The sequence below is a fragment of the Streptomyces mirabilis genome, from assembly GCF_018310535.1.
Taxonomy (GTDB): domain Bacteria; phylum Actinomycetota; class Actinomycetes; order Streptomycetales; family Streptomycetaceae; genus Streptomyces.
Genome location: NZ_CP074102.1, coordinates 4,367,817 through 4,383,950, shown reverse-complemented (window position 1 = coordinate 4,383,950; position 16,134 = coordinate 4,367,817). Strand labels below are relative to the sequence as shown.

Here is a 16,134-nt window from a genome sequence, read left to right as displayed (position 1 = left end):
CGTACGCGAGGGGTGGAGAGCCGATGGGCCAGGGGCATGGCTGGGAAGGCGCGGTACTCAAGCTGCTGCGCGGCAAGGACTTCGAGTTCACGGTGACCGGAGCCGATGACATCACCCCGCGCCACCGGCGCCTGCGCCTCACCGACGGCGGCATGCTCGCGGCGACCGGAGTGCACCCGACCATGTGGGTCCGGCTGTGGTTCGACAACGCGGGCAAGCCGCACCAGCGGGCGTACACCCTGGTCGACCCCGACCCGGCGAACGGCACCTTCGGACTGGAGTTCGCACTGCACGAGGGGCGCGCGAGCGACTGGGCGCGGGCGGCGAAGCCCGGGGACACCATCGAGGCCACGGTCCACGGCACCGCGTTCACGGAGCCGGACCCGGCCCCGTCCCACGTCTTCGCCGTCGCCGACTCGGCCTCCCTCCCCGCCCTCAACTCCCTCCTGGAGGCGGTCGGTACGGTCCCGGCGACGATCTGGTTCGAGACGGACCACGGCACGGACGGGCTCCCGCTCCGCACCCGCCCGGCACTCCACGACCTGCGCGCCGTCCCGCGCCGGGGTGCCCCTCTCGTCACCCGGGTCAAGGAGTCCCTCCCCGACCTCCTCAAGGACCAGTCCGCCCCGTACGTCAGGATCACCTGCGACACCACCACGACCCGGGCCCTCACGACGTACGTCCGCAAGGAACTCTCCGTCCCGAGACAACGGGTGAATGCCATGGGCCACTGGCGCACGGGGGCCTGAGAGGCGTTCCGCACCCTCACGCGGGATCATCGAGGCATGGACGTCAGCCTTCACATCGCCCAGGATCCCGAAGCGGACGCGCTGCTCAGCCGCAGTCCCCTCGCCGCCCTGACCGGGATGCTGCTGGACCAGCAGGTGCCGATGGAGTGGGCGTTCAAGGGACCGCGCACGATCGCCTCGCGCATGGGTGCGGACGAGTTGGACGCGCACGAGATCGCCGCGTACGACCCGGAGAAGTTCGCCGCGCTGCTCACCGCGAAGCCGGCCGTGCATCGCTATCCCGGGTCCATGGCCAAGCGGATCCAGCAGCTGTGCCAGTACCTCGTGGAGCACTACGACGGGAACGCGGCCAAGGTCTGGGAGGGCGTCACGACCGGCGAGGAGTTGCTGCGGCGGCTCAAGGAACTGCCCGGCTTCGGCGCCCAGAAGGCCCAGATCTTCCTGGCCCTCCTCGGCAAGCAGTTCGGTGTGCGGCCCAAGGGCTGGCGCGAGGCGGCGGGGGCGTACGGCGAGCTCGACTCCTTCCGCTCCGTCGCCGACATCACCGACCCGGAGTCCCTGGCGAAGGTCCGCGCCCACAAACAGGAAATGAAGGCCCAGGCGAAGGCCTCCGGCAAGTAACCCGCCACTTTCCGACCCCGGGGCGAGTTTGTCGGCTGCGGGATGGTGGGGGCTGGTCGCGCAGTTCCCCGCACCCCTCGGGCGGGGGCTTCGCCCCGCGTCTTCAGCCCGTCCGGCGTTCGCGGACGAGGCCGCCCGTGGGTCCGTCGGATGGGTCACCGCGGTGGCAGGGCGGCCCCGCCCGGCCAGAGCATGGAGCATGAGTGAGGTACCGAACGCTCCCCGCCACGGCCCGCAGTACGACGACCGCCACATCCACGACCGCCACATCCACGACCGCGAGCCGCACGTCGCCCCCGAAGGCCCCCTGCACCTCATCGCCCGCAGCGCCTGGCAAGCCGTCCTGCTCGCCGGCATCGCGGCCTTCGTCCTGGGCGTGCTGGTGCTGGTCTGGCCGGGCGCCTCCCTGCTCGCCGCGGGCGTGCTCTTCGGCCTCTACCTGCTCTTCAGCGGCGTACTCCAGCTCGTCGCCGCGTTCGGCACCCACGTCGCGACCTCGCTGCGCGTCATGGCCTTCATCAGCGGTGCCCTCTCGATCCTGCTCGGCCTGTTCTGCTTCCGGGGCCCGATGCAGTCGACCCTCCTGCTCGCCCTGTGGATCGGCATCGGCTGGCTGTTCCGCGGCATCACCCAGACCCTGGCCGCCGCGTCCGACCCGACCGTGCCGGCCCGCGGCTGGCAGATCTTCCTCGGAATCGTCAGCTTCCTCGCGGGGATCGTCCTGATCGTGTCCCCGTTCACCTCGGTCGCCGTCCTCACCCTCGTCGGCGGCTGCTGGCTCATCGCGGTCGGCGTCACGGAAATCATCACGGCGTTCGTGATCCGCGGCCGCGCCAAGCACATCCCGGCCGTCGTCTGACCGAACGACGCGTCCACGCCGTACGTCAACTCCGCGCCTCACCGGTAGCCCATGAGGGCGGATCTCGCCGCCGACCCGATGAACCACCCACTCCGGATGGGGACACGACCTCCTATGAGCCCCTCTCCGCACCGCCGGCCGCGCCCGCCGCACCGGCACGTGTGGATGCGGGTTCTGACGCTCCTCGTCGTCACGATCCTCGCGGCGGGCACCCACGTCGACGCCCTCGCCCCGACCCCCGTCGCGGCCTCCGCCGAAACGGACTGTGGCGCCGAACACGACGTACTCGACACGGCCCTTCGCCCGCCCACCCGGCAGGACCACCACCCCCTCAACCCGCTGCGCCCCGCACCGACCGCTCCCGACGGCCCGGAGCCGGCGTCCCGCCCCCGTCGCGTACCGCCGTCGCACTCCCGCACACTGCACGCCCTGCGCTCAGTGGTCCTGCGCTGCTGACAGGCCCGGCCCGGCCTCCGGACCGTCCCCACCAGCCAGTCAGTGCACCAGCGAACGCAAGGACACAGTCATGCCCACCGACCCGTACGCGGTCCTGCGCGCCCTCCTGCGCGCGGAAGCCGTCCGCAACACGCCCAAGCCGCAGCCCGAGTCCAGGACCGCTCCTGACGCCCGGCAGGTGCGGACGCCCTCGCCCAAGGAGCACGGAAACAGCTAGGCACAACGGCCTGGCACAACCGAGGGAACACCGAGGCGGGCGCCCCGACCGCGTGCGGGGCGCTCGCCTCACTTCCTGTCAGCTGACAGGTCACAGGTCACAGGTCACAGGTCACAGGTCACAGATGACAGATGACAGATGACAAACACCGACTACCAACTACCGGCTGGCGGCTACCGTCTGCGCCGAGCCGTTCCGAAGAGGGAGCGGGTGATCTCCCTGCCGATCTGCGTGCCCATCGACCGCGCCAGGGACTTGAAAATGCCGCTGCCGACGACCTGTTCGACGACCGAGGGTTCCTCCTTCGCCCGGCCACCGCCCTTCGCGGGCGCCCGCCCGGCCTCCGGAGCCGCCTGGGCGGCGGTCTGCGCGGCTGCCGCGTCCCGGGCCGCGAGCTTCTCGTACGCGGACTCGCGGTCGACCGCCTGCGCGTAGCGCCCGTACAGCGGGGACGCCTGCACCGCCCGGTCCAGCGCGGCCGGATCGACGGGGCCCATCAGGGACTGCGGGGCCCGCAGCCGGGTTGCCGCGACCGGCGTCGGCGCGCCCTTCTCGCTCAGCACGGTCACCACGGCCTCCCCGGTGCCGATGCCGGTGAGGACCTCCTCCAGGTCGTACGCGGAGTTGGGGAAGGTCTTCACCGTGGCCTTCAGCGCCTTCTGGTCGTCCGGTGTGAAGGCGCGCAACGCGTGCTGGACACGGTTGCCGAGCTGGGCGAGGACGTCGGACGGCACGTCCTTCGGGGTCTGCGTCACGAAGAAGACGCCGACCCCCTTCGAACGAATGAGCCGCACGGTCTGGGTGATCGACTCCAGGAAGGCCTTCGACGCGTCGGTGAAGAGCAGGTGCGCCTCGTCGAAGAAGAAGACCAGTTTCGGCTTGTCGATGTCGCCGACCTCCGGGAGGTCGTGGAAGAGATCGGCGAGCATCCACATCAGGAAGGTCGAGAAGAGCCGCGGTTTGTCCTGGACCTCGGGGAGTTCGAGGACGGACACCGTCCCGCGCCCGTCCGAAGCCGTCCGCAGCAGCTCGCTCGTGTCGAACTCCGGCTCCCCGAAGAACGGGCTCATGCCCTGCGCCTCGAAGGCGGTCAGGGAGCGCAGGATCACGCCCGCCGTCGCGGGCGACAGGCCACCGATGCCCTTCAGCTCCGCCTTGCCCTCGTCCGAGGTCAGGAAGGTGACGACGGCCCGCAGGTCCTTGAGGTCGAACAGTTCCAGACCCTTCTGGTCGGCGTAGTGGAAGATCAGGCCGAGCGACTGCTCCTGGGTCTGGTTGAGCTGGAGCACCTTGGACAACAGGACCGGGCCGAAGCTGGTGACCGTCGCCCGTACGGGGATGCCCTTGCCCATGCCGCCGAGCGCGTAGAACTCGGCCGGGCAGGCGGTCGGCGTCCACTCCTGGTGGACCTCCTGGGCACGCGCCAGCACCTTGTCGTTCGACACGCCCGGCGCCGAGATCCCGGAGACATCACCCTTGATGTCGGCGAGGAACACCGGCACGCCCTGCGCGGACAACTGCTCGGCGATCAGCTGCAGCGTCTTGGTCTTACCGGTGCCGGTGGCTCCGGCGACCAGCCCGTGCCGGTTGAGCACGAGCAGCGGAATGCGGATCCGGGCGTCCGGCAGACACCGCCCGTCCCAGAGCAGTGCGCCCAGGTCGAGCGCGGGTCCGGAGAACGCGTAACCGGAGGCGATCTCCAGGGCCTCCTGGGGGAGCCCACGGGCGCCGCTCACACCTTCGGGTGCCACCGCGGGAGGTGCTTCGCTGTCGCTCATATCAGGCCCCTGTTCCCGGTTTGCACTGATTTAAGGCGTCTTTTCCAGCGTCGCACTACGTCGCCATGGCTGCGCCCGGAAGGTCTGGGCCGGTAGGCTTTCCGTGTGATCTTCAAGCGCATCGGAAACGGACGGCCGTACCCCGACCACGGCCGGGAAAGCACCCGGCAGTGGGCGGACGTCGCGCCGCGCCCGGTCCGCCTCGATCAGCTCGTGACGACCAAGGGCCAGCTGGACCTGGAGACCCTCCTCGCCGAGGACTCCACGTTCTACGGCGACCTGTTCGCGCACGTAGTGAAGTGGCAGGGCGACCTGTACCTCGAGGACGGCCTGCACCGCGCCGTACGCGCCGCGCTGCAACAGCGCCAGGTGCTCCACGCACGTGTGCTCGAACTCGACTGAGACGGCGTCGGCCGAGACGGTCTCGACAGAGACGGACTCGGCCGAGACCGGGCGCGGGGACGCGAGGGCCTCTTCGAGGCCCGGGATCCCCGCTCGTTGACCCTTTTGGGTTGGACTGAGCCTCGACCGATGATCATTTAGTAGGAATCACCGCCGCGGCACACTACGCTGCGCCCATGAGCATGCTCACTCCCCCTGGCATGGGCGGCCAGTACCGGATCACGGGGGACAAATACCCACGGATGCGCCGACCCCGGGGGCGTCGCAGGCTCGTGTTCCTGGTCGTCGCCTCCGTCACCGCGCTAGGGCTGATCGGGTGGGGAACCCTGCAGCTCATCGATGTCTTCACGGGCAAGGGCGACAAGGCCACGGCGGCCGGTGCGAAGGACGACTGCACGTCCAAGGCCGGCCCGTCGGCCAAAGCGACCACGGCGTCCACGACGTCCACCGCCGCCGGGACGCTTCCCAGGCCCGGACAGATCACCGTCAACGTCCTCAACGCCACGCCGCGCAGTGGGCTCGCCAAGCAGACCGCGGACGAGCTGAAGAAGCGCGGGTTCCGCATCGGTGACGTGGGCAACGCGACGGCCACGTACGACAAGAAGGTCAACGGCGCCGGGATACTGCTCGGCGCCAAGGGGGCCGCACAAGCCGCGCTGCCGGTACTGGGCACGCAACTGTCCGGCGCCGAGGTGAAGACGGACGGCCGCGCCCAGGCCGACCGGGTCGACCTGATCATCGGCACCAGCTTCAAGAGCCTCACGAAGAAGGAGGACGCCGACAAGGCCCTGGCCACCCTGTCCGGGCCCCAGCCGGCCGCGTCCGCCTCTCCGAAGAACTGCTGAACAGCCGAGAACAGCGAGGGCTGTCGGCGCCCCATAAGGCCGCCGACAGCCCTCGTGAGACCGCTGAGGACCCAAGGGACGACTCAGTGCCCCGTAGGGCCGCGACGGTCCCGCGCAGGCCCGTCGCGGGTCCCGCCGAGGTGCGGGAACCTACTCGGCCGCCCCGTACATCCGGTCCCCCGCGTCGCCCAGCCCCGGCACGATGTAACCGTGCTCGTTGAGCCGTTCGTCGACCGACGCGGTCACGACCGTCACCGGCGTGCCCGCGAGCTCGCGCTCCATGACCTCGACGCCCTCCGGGGCGGCGAGCAGCACCACGGCGGTGACGTCGTCGGCGCCGCGCTTGATCAGCTCCTGGATCGCCGCGACGAGCGTGCCGCCGGTGGCCAGCATCGGGTCGAGGACGTACACCTGGCGCCCGGAGAGGTCGTCCGGCATCCGGGTCGCGTACGTGGACGCCTGGAGCGTCTCCTCGTCGCGCACCATGCCCAGGAAGCCCACCTCGGCGGTCGGCAGCAGCCGCACCATGCCGTCGAGCATGCCGAGGCCCGCACGCAGGATCGGCACGACCAGCGGGCGCGGGTAGGACAGCTTGACGCCCGTGGTGGAGGCGACCGGGGTCACGATGTCGACCTGCTCGGTGCGCACGTCCCGGGTGGCCTCGTAGGCGAGCAGGGTGACCAGCTCGTCGGCGAGCCGCCGGAAGGTCGCGGAGTCGGTGCGCCGGTCGCGCAGGGTGGTGAGCTTATGGGCGACCAGGGGGTGGTCGACGACGTGGAGACGCATGCCCATAACAGTAGCCGTGCCCCCGTGTCCCTCGCGCTGGCATCAAACCGCCCGTCAGAGGGAATGCGGTAGGGACCGACCTGGGGTGGTGGGCCTATGCCGGACCGGGAAAAGGAGTCCCCGGAGCAGCTGGAGCGACTCGGAGGAGCCGAGGGGGCCGAACCCGCCCAACGGCCCGTACGACTTCGCCGCGTCGAACAATCCGAACGGTCCGGACGTGCCGAGCAGGCCGAACGATCCGATCGGTCCGGACGTGCCGAACGGACCGAACGGATCGGGCAGCCGGAGACGGACGCCGAGCGCCGGCGGCGCCGGGCCCAGTTCCTCCGGGACCTGACCGAGGCGCGCGAGCTGCGTGACCGCGTCCAGCCCCGCCGCGCCAAGGTCGCCCGCCTCCGTCACGCCATGCGCATGCGCACCTTCCGTTGGTAGCTCCGTTGGTAGCTCCTTTGCAGCTCCTTGGTGATCCGCCCACGCCGTGAGGGCGGGGACATGCACACACGACGCCGAGGGCCGCGTACGATCCGCTGTTAGCGATCAAAAGAGGCAGACACAGCAGGCCGAAGACGTCCCCTGAACGCTCTGTTTCTGCCACGATTCCGAGTGGGTGGGGTCTCGGAGCAGCACTCCCCGCCCAATCGACCTCCGCCGGGGGGACCCCCAACCGGCACGCCTATGACCAGTGGGAGAGTCACGGTGTACTTCGCCGCACTGCTCGCGCGCACCGAAGACGGGTGGGAAGCGAGCGACACAGAGCTCGACGATGTGGAGACCCTGTCGGATCTGACCGATCTGGCCCGTGAAGCCTCGGAGGAGGACACGGTGCTCGTACTCATCGAGCAGGAGGACGCGTGGTTCGGCGTCGTCCGCGTGGACGGTGAGGAGGACCCTCGCATCTACGTCTCGGACGCCGCAGCCGCTGCCCGCAGCTCGTACGGCGAGATCCTGCTCACGGACGAACTACTAGGACGGGAGCCCGGCGACGACGACGCCGACCTGGACTCCCTCGACCTGGACGGCACCGAGGACGGTGAACCCGACGACGCAAACGACTCCGAGGACGACGAGGAGGAGAGCGTCTCCGGCGAGATCGTCTCGCACAGCCCCGTCGGGGACCGCGAGATCCTCGCCGACCTCGGTGTGAGCGAGAAGGAACTGCTCGCCCTGGACGAAGGCGACGCGCTCAGCACGATCGCCGAAGCCCTGGGAGCGGCGGAGGTCCTGGAGACCGTCCGCTAGTTCCTGATCCGCCGGACAGGTCCTGGGACCTGATCCGGAAGGCAGGTCCCGGCTCCCGCGGTTTCCGGGGGAGGCGGTTTTCCGGGCGAGCCCGATAGATTTCCCGGGTGAGCCCGACAAAAGAGACCTTTCCAGCAGATCCGGCAGATCCGGTACGCGACCGCTGGCGGGCCGCGATGCGGCTCGCCCTGGACGAGGCCCACCGGGCCGTCCAGGGCGGGGATGTTCCCGTCGGCGCCGTCGTGCTGTCCACGGACGGTACGACGGTGCTCGCGACCGGACACAACGAACGCGAGGCCACGGGCGATCCGACGGCGCACGCCGAGGTGCTCGCGATCCGCGGGGCCGCCCAGCGGCTCGGCGAGTGGCGGCTGACCGGCTGCACGCTCGTCGTCACCCTGGAGCCCTGCACGATGTGCGCGGGCGCACTCGTCCAGTCCCGGGTCGACCGGGTCGTCTACGGCGCCCGCGACGAGAAAGCGGGCGCGGCCGGTTCCGTCTGGGACCTCGTACGCGACCGCCGGCTCAACCACCGCCCCGAGGTGATCGGGGGCGTACTCGAGGACGAGTGCGCGAGTCTGCTCACCCGTTTCTTCCGCGACCGCTGACTCCGCGGGGCGGCGGGACCGGCGGCGGGAAACGGATTTCAGACCATGCCCCACCTTGGGGTAGGGTCTCCCTCGGTAGCGTGTCCGAGCGGCCGAAGGAGCTCGCCTCGAAAGCGAGTGTGGCGCAAGTCACCGAGGGTTCAAATCCCTCCGCTACCGCTTGAGAAGGGCCCCGTCGCAAGACGGGGCCCTTCGTGCGTACGGCAAAGGACCTCGACCAGCGGGCCGTTGGTCCAAAAAAGTGGGGTGAAGGTTACACTCGCCGCCGGCACAGGGGGCCCAGTGGGCGCAGCAGTCACAGGGAGGCCGCGATGGCGGTGAATTCGAAGAAGATCGCCGTCTACATACTCGTCGTCTTCGCGCTGTACGTGATCATCACGGATCCGGCGAAGGCGGCCGACTACGTCCAGATAGGGTTCGAGGGCATTTCGACCGCCGCCCGGTCCATCGGCGACTTCATGACGTGGATCGCCGACGGGGCCAAGAACTGATCGGCCGCCCCCGCACGGCCCGTACCACCAGGGAGTACCCGTGATCCGCCATCTGGTCCTCTTCAAGCTCAACGAAGGCGTCGAGCGTGACGACCCCCGCGTCGTCGAGGGCGCGGCCGCCTTCCGCCCGCTCGGCGACCAGATCCCCGAGCTGCGGTTCTGGGAGTGCGGCTGGAACATCACCGACCGGCCCGTCGCGTACGACTTCGCGATCAACTCCGCGGTCGACGACTCCGACGCCCTGAAGCGGTACTTGGAGCATCCCGCACACCAGGCGGGCGTCGCGCTGTGGCGCGAGTTCGCGACCTGGGTGATCGCCGACTATCCGTTCTGAACCGATCCGAGCCGACGCGCTCTGGGCCCCTCACCGGAAACCGGTGGGGGGCTTTTCCGCTTCTTATGCCCCAACTCTCCCTAAATCCTGTTCAACACGGTGTTATCCGGTGCTTGCACACAGTGCACATGTCTTGTGATGCTATGACCGCTTTTGACGGATGAGTTGATGGATCTGACGGATCATAGAGGTGGAGTTGACCGTGCCGGCCAGTACTGCGCCTCAAGCACCGCCACAGGAAATCCCCAAGGAACACATCACCACGGAACCCATCGCCCAGGAACGCGTCACCCCGGAGCAGATCGCCCCTGAGCACATCGCCCACGAACGCGTCACCCCTGAGCAGGTCACCCCGGAGCGACGCCGCGGCGCCGACACCCGGGCCCTCACCCAGCTGCTCTTCGGCCAGCTCAAGACGCTGGAGCCGGGCACCACGGAGCACGACCGCGTACGCGGGGCACTCATCGAGGCGAACCTGCCGCTCGTGCGGTACGCGGCCGCCCGCTTCCGCTCCCGCAACGAGCCGATGGAGGATGTGGTCCAGGTCGGCACCATCGGCCTGATCAACGCGATCGACCGCTTCGACCCCGACCGGGGCGTACAGTTCCCGACCTTCGCGATGCCGACCGTCGTCGGAGAGATCAAGCGGTACTTCCGCGACAACGTCCGCACCGTCCACGTACCCCGCCGGCTGCACGAGCTGTGGGTGCAGGTGAACAGCGCGACGGAGGACCTGACGACGGCCTTCGGGCGCTCCCCCTCGACCGCCGAGATCGCCGAGCGGCTGCGTATCACCGAGGAGGAGGTGCTGTCCTGCATCGAGGCCGGACGCTCGTACCACGCGACCTCCCTCGAAGCCGCCCAGGAGGGTGACGGGCTGCCGGGACTGCTCGACCGGCTCGGCTACGAGGACCCGGCCCTCGACGGAGTCGAACACCGCGACCTCGTCCGCCACCTCCTCGTACAACTGCCCGAGCGCGAGCAGCGGATCCTTCTCCTCCGCTACTACAGCAATCTGACACAGTCACAGATCAGTGCCGAGCTGGGAGTCTCCCAGATGCATGTGTCAAGGCTGCTCGCCCGGAGCTTCGCACGGCTGCGATCCGCAAATAGGATCGAGGCGTAACCGACAAGAGCGAATCGCTCAAGGGCTCCTTTTCCGACAGTTCAGCGTCGAAAAACCGTCAGACCCTTCTTTTCCAGGGCCGATTCACCCCTTCCATGTCGACATGTCACTACAGCGTGTTGCCGACATGTGACATTCTCCCCGAAGAGCGTTTGCCGCGGCCCCGCCGCCGGTATTCAGGTGGAGGCTGCGTTCCTCCGACGGGAGCGTCCGCCGCTACCGTCCGCGACCCAAAGGGGGTGGCATGTCCGCAGACCAGGGCAGCTCGAAGGTGCTCACGCTCACGAAGAGCGAACCGGCGCCCGACGCGCTTCACGATGTCCCGGCCCTCCCGGCCCCCGATGCCGCTCCGGCCCTCGAAGCCGTCCCGGCGGCCCCCGAAACCTCGGGAGCCATCGACACCCGCACCCTGTCCCGCTCCCTGTTCCTGCGGCTCGCCGCACTCGGCGAGAACAGCCCTGAGCGTGCCTACGTCCGGGACACCCTCATCGAGCTCAACCTCCCGCTCGTGCGGTACGCGGCGGCCCGCTTCCGCTCCCGCAACGAGCCGATGGAGGACATCGTCCAGGTCGGCACCATCGGCCTGATCAAGGCGATCGACCGCTTCGACTGCGAACGCGGCGTGGAGTTCCCGACGTTCGCGATGCCGACGGTCGTGGGCGAGATCAAGCGGTTCTTCCGTGACACCTCGTGGTCCGTCCGCGTCCCGCGGCGCCTCCAGGAGCTGCGCCTGGCCCTCACCAAGGCCAGCGACGAGCTCTCCCAGAAGCTCGACCGCTCCCCGACCGTCGCCGAACTCGCCGCGGTCCTGGGCGTGTCGGAGGAGGACGTCGTCGACGGCCTCGCGGTCGGCAACGCCTACACGGCCTCCTCCCTCGACTCCCCGGCCCCCGAGGACGACGGCGGCGAGGGCTCCCTCGCGGACCGCCTCGGCTACGAGGACACCGCCCTGGAAGGCGTCGAGTACCGCGAGTCGCTGAAGCCGCTGCTCGCCAAACTCCCGCCCCGCGAGCGCCGGATCATCATGCTGCGCTTCTTCGCCAACATGACCCAGTCACAGATCGGCGAGGAGGTCGGCATCTCGCAGATGCACGTCTCCCGCCTCCTCACCCGCACCCTGGCCCAGCTCCGCGAGGGCCTGATCTCCGACTGAGACCCCCTGCTCGACCCTTCATAATTGACGGATCGTCAGCCACACTGGCGCGATGCGTCGAGCGACTTGGCTCCGTGGCCGTCGAGGCGCCCTGGTGGGCGCCTCGACGGCTGTTGTCTGCCTGGGTGCCGTACTGGCCGCGTGCGGGGACGGTGGGAGCGGCGGCGGATACGTGGCGGTGGGAGCGCCGGCCGATTCGGGACCCGTCGTGGCCCCGACCGGAAACGTCTCGCTGACCCCGCTGCCCGGGTCCACGCCACCCACGCCACCCACCAAAGGGGCTCCTCAGCAGGGCAGTTCACCCCCGCAGCCCCCACTTTCCGCTTCGCCCGGTGCGGCAACGAACCGCGGTGACGACAACTCGTCCCGCACGAGCGCCGGTTCGGGCACCGCGTCCGCGCCCCCCACTCGGCCGACCCCGGGTTCCACGGCAAGTACCAGTCCCCCTGGTACCCCCAGTCCTCCCGGCCCCGTCGGTCCCGCCGTTCTCGACGTGGGCGAGCCCACGCGGGAGGCCACCGACAGGCGCTGGTGCGAGAAGGTGACCGTCTCCTTCCGCAACACCGGTGGCACCGCTGTGCGTTCGGGCACGGTGACCCTCGGGACGCACATCATCGGGGCGCTCGGCATCGACTGGGCGACGATCGACTCGACGCGGGATCTGCCGGCGCCGATCGCGGCCGGAGCGGGCAGCACGAAGACCTGGACGGTGTGCGTCGACGACTGGCGCGTGCCGCTCGGCATGCACATCGAGACGCGGGACGTGTCCGTCCAGTGGAAGTGACCCGCCTCCACCGGTCCTGCCGGCGAGGCGGGCGGGTTGCCCTTACGCCAGCGCGAGCCACGCCACGGCGGCCACGACCGCCACGGCGACGACGATGCCGATGATCAGGCCGATGCGGGGGCCCGCCGGGGCGGCCGCCTGCTGCTGCCGGGCCTGGGGGCCCTCGTCGACGAAAGCGCGGAACATCTGGGTGCTACCCGCGGGGTCGTAGTTGCCCTCGGGGCCCTGGGTGTTTGCCATGGCCCAGGACCCTAGCGAATAGACGCCCCCTACCCAAGCGCCGGGTTCCCCTCGCCCCCCGTTCCCCCGGTTCCGGATGGCGTGGGCGGCGAGCTGGATGCCCCCGGCAGGCAGCGCGCCCCCCCGGGGCGCGGGGAACTGCGCGCCCAACCCCACCGGTGATCAGCCGAAAAGCTCCGGATGAACGGTTGGCGCACACGGAGGCCGGGATGGGCCCGGGTGCGGGAGTTCCGCCGGTCCACAGCGGATTCAAAGCCGTGCGCACCGCCCACCAGCAGGTTTACGTTCGCCAATACTTGCCTTTGCCATCTTTTTAGCCCAGCGGCAGCGATATCGTTTGCCTGCAGCAACCAACTGGATTTATGGTTGCCCCAAGCAACGAATACGGGAGGTGTGATGGCCGCGCAGGCGCAGTACGAGGAATTGGCTCGTCAGCTCAGTGCCATCGGCGCTGTGAAGCGGGAGCTCGGGCGGATCCTGCCGCACGACTGCCCCACGGGCTCCGCCGCCGTACTGACCCTCCTCGGCCGGCACGGCGACATGCGGATGAGCAAGCTCGCCGAGCTGCTCGCCGTGGACATGTCCGTGACCAGCCGCCACGTCGCCCACGTCGCCGACCGGGGCTGGATCGAACGCCTCCCCGACCCCGCCGACAAACGCTCCCGCATCCTGCGCCTCACCGACGCGGGACGCGAGCAGCTCACCGAACTCTCCCGCCGCTCCTCGCGGCTGTTCGCCGACCGGCTGAGCGACTGGTCCGACCACGAGGTCGGCCTGCTCATCCACCTGATGGGCCGGCTGCGCGAGAGCTTCGGCGACTGCCGTGCCGTACCCCGGCCGCCCTACATGCCGGAAGCAACCGAACTGACCACCCGTACACCCGCGTAAGACAAGAGAAGGAAGCCCATGGCAACGACCACACCAGCCGGTGTGCGGGCTCACGCCAAGCACGGAGGTGGACCCTCCGACGGCACTCCGATGACACACCGACAGATCATGGAGGCGCTCTCCGGCCTGCTGCTCGGCATGTTCGTCGCGATCCTGTCGTCGACGATCGTCACCAACGCACTCCCCGAGATCATCGGCGACCTGGGCGGCGGCCAGTCCGCCTACACCTGGGTCGTCACGGCCTCGCTGCTGGCCATGACCGCGACCACGCCTCTGTGGGGCAAGCTCTCCGACCTGTACAGCAAGAAGGCGCTCGTACAGATAGCCCTCGTCATATACGTGCTGGGATCGGCCGCCGCCGGTCTGTCCCAGAACCCCGGCATGCTCATCGCGTGCCGTGTGGTCCAGGGCGTCGGCGTCGGCGGTCTGTCCGCCCTCGCCCAGATCGTCATGGCGGCGATGATCTCCCCGCGTGAGCGCGGGCGTTACTCCGGCTACCTCGGCGCGACCTTCGCTGTCGCCACGGTCGGCGGCCCGCTGCTCGGCGGTGTCATCACCGACACCTCGTGGCTCGGCTGGCGCTGGTGCTTCTACGTCGGCGTGCCGTTCGCGATCATCGCGCTGATCGTGCTGCAGAAGACCCTGCACCTGCCCACCGTGAAGCGGGACGTGAAGGTCGACTGGGGTGGCGCGTTCTTCATCTCCGCCGCGGTCTCGCTGCTGCTGGTCTGGGTCACCTTCGCCGGCGACAAGTACGACTGGGTGTCGGGGCAGACGTACGCGATGGTCGGAGGCGCGATCGTCCTCGGCCTGCTGTTCGTGCTCGTCGAGTCCAAGGCGAGCGAGCCGATCATCCCGCTGCGTCTGTTCCGCAACCGCACCATCACGCTTTCCTCCCTCGCCTCGCTCTTCGTGGGCGTCGCGATGTTCACCGGCACCGTCTTCTTCAGCCAGTACTTCCAGCTGGCCCGGGACAAGTCCCCGACGATGTCGGGCGTCATGACCATCCCGATGATCGGCGGCCTGTTCATCGCCTCCACGGTCTCCGGCCAGGTCATCACCAAGACCGGCCGGTGGAAGTACTGGCTGGTCAGCGGTACCGTCCTGATCACCGCGGGCCTGGGCCTGCTGGGCACCATCCGCTACGACACGACCTACTGGCACGTCGCGATCTTCATGGCGCTGCTCGGTCTCGGCGTCGGCATGACGATGCAGAACCTGGTGCTGTCCACGCAGAACCAGGTGGCCCCGTCCGACCTCGGCTCGGCCAGCTCCACGGTGACGTTCTTCCGCTCCCTCGGCGGTGCGATCGGCGTTTCCGCGCTCGGCGCGATCATGTCCACCCGGATCACCGACTACGTCAAGGACGGCCTGGCCGGCATCGACCCCAAGTACGCGGCCGCCGCGTCCGGTTCCGGCTCCGGCACCATCCCGAACATGGACTCGCTGCCCGCCCCGCTGCGCACGGTCCTCGAGAGCGCGTACGGCCACGGCATAGCCGACGTCTTCATGATCGGCTCCGCCCTGGCGCTGCTCGCCTTCTTCATCGTCCTCTTCATCAAGGAGGTCCCGCTGCGGACCTCGGGCGCGCTGGCCCAGGCCGCGGAGGCGAAGGCGGAGGCCACCGAGCCGGAGGCTTCGGCCACCGCCGAGGCACCCGCCGAGGAGAGGATCCCGAGCTGGGCGGCCGTCGCCGAGACGAGCCTCGCGGCCGGACCCGAGGGCACGCAGCGGCTCGCCGCCGTCGCCACCGCGACACGGGAGAGCGCCCCGCTGCCCGCCTCCGGCGGCATCCCGGTCCGGGGTCACGTCCGCGGCGCGGAGAGCGCCCCCGTCCCGCAGGCCGCGGTCACGCTGATCTCGCTCGCGGGACGGCAGCTGGGCCGGTCGGTCGCGCAGGCCGACGGCTCCTACGCGGTGGACGCGCCCGGCACGGGCTCGTATGTCCTGATCGCCTCCGCCGACGGTTTCCAGCCGCAGGCCTCGACGATCATCGTGAACGACGAGCCGGTGGCGTACGACATCCTGCTGAGCGGCACGAGCGGGCTGAGCGGATTCGTCCGGGCCGCCGGGACCGGTACCCCGGTCAAGGACGCCATGGTCATCGTGACCGACGTCCGCGGTGACGTGCTGGCCACCGGGACCACCGGTGAGCAGGGCCAGTTCGCCTTCGCCGAACTGGTCCCGGGTCCGGTGACCATCGCGGTGAACGCGGCCGGCCACCGCCCGCAGGCCCTCCCCGTCGAGGTCGGCGGCGCCGGGGTCACCCGGGTCGAGGTCGAGCTCAGCGCGGGCGCCCAGCTCCAGGGTGTCGTACGGGCTCCCGGCGGTCCCCTGGGCGATGCCCGGGTCACGCTGGTCGACGCGGCCGGCAACGTGATCGGCACCGCCAGGACCGGCATGGACGGCGCGTACGCCTTCACCGACCTGGACGGCGGCGAGTACACCGTCATCGCGACGGGTTACCCCCCGGTGGCGACGGCTCTCACGGTCTCCGGCCGCGGCGTCGACGACCACGACATCACCCTCGCCCACCCCGGCGAGTAGTCGATACCCCG

Annotated in this window: 20 protein-coding genes and 1 tRNA gene; 18 read left to right on the top strand and 3 right to left on the bottom strand. The window is 69.7% G+C overall.

Annotated features, from left to right (window positions below):
• The first annotated feature begins 23 nt into the window (after positions 1–23).
• From SMIR_RS19415 to SMIR_RS19395, 5 genes are all read left to right on the top strand, one after another.
• Entirely contained in the window at positions 24–749 is a 726-nt protein-coding gene (locus SMIR_RS19415) for a siderophore-interacting protein (RefSeq protein ID WP_168493255.1), read from the top strand.
• Positions 750–785: 36 nt separating this feature from the next.
• Positions 786–1,370, top strand: coding sequence for an HhH-GPD-type base excision DNA repair protein (locus SMIR_RS19410; protein ID WP_168493257.1), 585 nt, complete (start codon positions 786–788; stop codon positions 1,368–1,370).
• A gap of 199 nt (positions 1,371–1,569) precedes the next feature.
• A complete protein-coding gene (locus tag SMIR_RS19405; RefSeq protein ID WP_168493259.1) occupies positions 1,570–2,229 on the top strand; it encodes an HdeD family acid-resistance protein in 660 nt (219 codons plus the stop codon).
• A 114-nt stretch (positions 2,230–2,343) separates the two neighbouring features.
• Positions 2,344–2,685, top strand: a complete 342-nt coding sequence (locus SMIR_RS19400; protein WP_168493260.1) for a hypothetical protein — start codon at positions 2,344–2,346, stop codon at positions 2,683–2,685.
• A gap of 70 nt (positions 2,686–2,755) precedes the next feature.
• The gene (locus tag SMIR_RS19395; RefSeq protein ID WP_168493261.1) at positions 2,756–2,902 is read left to right on the top strand and encodes a hypothetical protein; all 147 of its coding nucleotides are present in this window, start codon (positions 2,756–2,758) and stop codon (positions 2,900–2,902) included.
• 173 nt (positions 2,903–3,075) lie between these two features.
• Here the strand turns inward: SMIR_RS19395 and SMIR_RS19390 are convergent, their stop codons facing one another.
• Positions 3,076–4,680, bottom strand: coding sequence for a helicase HerA-like domain-containing protein (locus SMIR_RS19390; protein ID WP_168493262.1), 1,605 nt, complete (start codon positions 4,678–4,680; stop codon positions 3,076–3,078).
• A gap of 105 nt (positions 4,681–4,785) precedes the next feature.
• Between SMIR_RS19390 and SMIR_RS19385 the strand changes: the two genes are divergently transcribed.
• Positions 4,786–5,082: a type II toxin-antitoxin system VapB family antitoxin gene (locus SMIR_RS19385; RefSeq protein WP_003999914.1), complete on the top strand. Its 297-nt coding sequence runs from the start codon at positions 4,786–4,788 to the stop codon at positions 5,080–5,082.
• A 200-nt stretch (positions 5,083–5,282) separates the two neighbouring features.
• On the top strand, positions 5,283–5,927 hold the full coding sequence (locus SMIR_RS19380) for a LytR C-terminal domain-containing protein (RefSeq protein ID WP_168501148.1): 645 nt from the start codon (positions 5,283–5,285) through the stop codon (positions 5,925–5,927).
• 150 nt (positions 5,928–6,077) lie between these two features.
• Here SMIR_RS19380 and upp read toward each other — a convergent pair whose 3' ends face one another.
• Entirely contained in the window at positions 6,078–6,713 is a 636-nt protein-coding gene (upp, locus tag SMIR_RS19375; RefSeq protein WP_101403573.1) for a uracil phosphoribosyltransferase, read from the bottom strand.
• 96 nt (positions 6,714–6,809) lie between these two features.
• Between upp and SMIR_RS19370 the strand changes: the two genes are divergently transcribed.
• The 9 genes from SMIR_RS19370 (at position 6,810) to SMIR_RS44605 (ending at position 12,448) form a co-directional block, all read left to right on the top strand.
• Positions 6,810–7,145: a hypothetical protein gene (locus SMIR_RS19370; protein WP_168486605.1), complete on the top strand. Its 336-nt coding sequence runs from the start codon at positions 6,810–6,812 to the stop codon at positions 7,143–7,145.
• 264 nt (positions 7,146–7,409) lie between these two features.
• On the top strand, positions 7,410–7,952 hold the full coding sequence (locus tag SMIR_RS19365) for a tRNA adenosine deaminase-associated protein (RefSeq protein ID WP_168501149.1): 543 nt from the start codon (positions 7,410–7,412) through the stop codon (positions 7,950–7,952).
• A 176-nt stretch (positions 7,953–8,128) separates the two neighbouring features.
• Positions 8,129–8,560, top strand: a complete 432-nt coding sequence (gene tadA / locus SMIR_RS19360) for a tRNA adenosine(34) deaminase TadA (RefSeq protein WP_101398907.1) — start codon at positions 8,129–8,131, stop codon at positions 8,558–8,560.
• Between the two features lie 74 nt (positions 8,561–8,634).
• Positions 8,635–8,719 (top strand) — tRNA-Ser (locus SMIR_RS19355).
• Positions 8,720–8,871: 152 nt separating this feature from the next.
• Positions 8,872–9,051: a hypothetical protein gene (locus SMIR_RS19350; protein WP_067377012.1), complete on the top strand. Its 180-nt coding sequence runs from the start codon at positions 8,872–8,874 to the stop codon at positions 9,049–9,051.
• A 40-nt stretch (positions 9,052–9,091) separates the two neighbouring features.
• On the top strand, positions 9,092–9,385 hold the full coding sequence (locus SMIR_RS19345) for a Dabb family protein (protein WP_168493263.1): 294 nt from the start codon (positions 9,092–9,094) through the stop codon (positions 9,383–9,385).
• 301 nt (positions 9,386–9,686) lie between these two features.
• Positions 9,687–10,511 (top strand): RNA polymerase sigma factor SigF, encoded by an 825-nt coding sequence (locus SMIR_RS19340; protein ID WP_360269670.1) that lies wholly within the window; start codon positions 9,687–9,689, stop codon positions 10,509–10,511.
• Positions 10,512–10,755: 244 nt separating this feature from the next.
• Complete coding sequence (locus SMIR_RS19335; RefSeq protein WP_168493265.1) at positions 10,756–11,664, top strand: RNA polymerase sigma factor SigF; 909 nt, start codon at positions 10,756–10,758, stop codon at positions 11,662–11,664.
• A 493-nt stretch (positions 11,665–12,157) separates the two neighbouring features.
• The gene (locus tag SMIR_RS44605) at positions 12,158–12,448 is read left to right on the top strand and encodes a hypothetical protein (protein ID WP_348774728.1); all 291 of its coding nucleotides are present in this window, start codon (positions 12,158–12,160) and stop codon (positions 12,446–12,448) included.
• Between the two features lie 42 nt (positions 12,449–12,490).
• Here the strand turns inward: SMIR_RS44605 and SMIR_RS19325 are convergent, their stop codons facing one another.
• Complete coding sequence (locus SMIR_RS19325; RefSeq protein ID WP_054235117.1) at positions 12,491–12,688, bottom strand: hypothetical protein; 198 nt, start codon at positions 12,686–12,688, stop codon at positions 12,491–12,493.
• 396 nt (positions 12,689–13,084) lie between these two features.
• Between SMIR_RS19325 and SMIR_RS19320 the strand changes: the two genes are divergently transcribed.
• Both SMIR_RS19320 and SMIR_RS19315 read left to right on the top strand, forming a co-directional pair.
• Positions 13,085–13,576: a MarR family winged helix-turn-helix transcriptional regulator gene (locus tag SMIR_RS19320; protein ID WP_168493268.1), complete on the top strand. Its 492-nt coding sequence runs from the start codon at positions 13,085–13,087 to the stop codon at positions 13,574–13,576.
• A 90-nt stretch (positions 13,577–13,666) separates the two neighbouring features.
• Positions 13,667–16,123, top strand: a complete 2,457-nt coding sequence (locus tag SMIR_RS19315) for an MFS transporter (RefSeq protein WP_527252124.1) — start codon at positions 13,667–13,669, stop codon at positions 16,121–16,123.
• Positions 16,124–16,134: the final 11 nt, after the last annotated feature.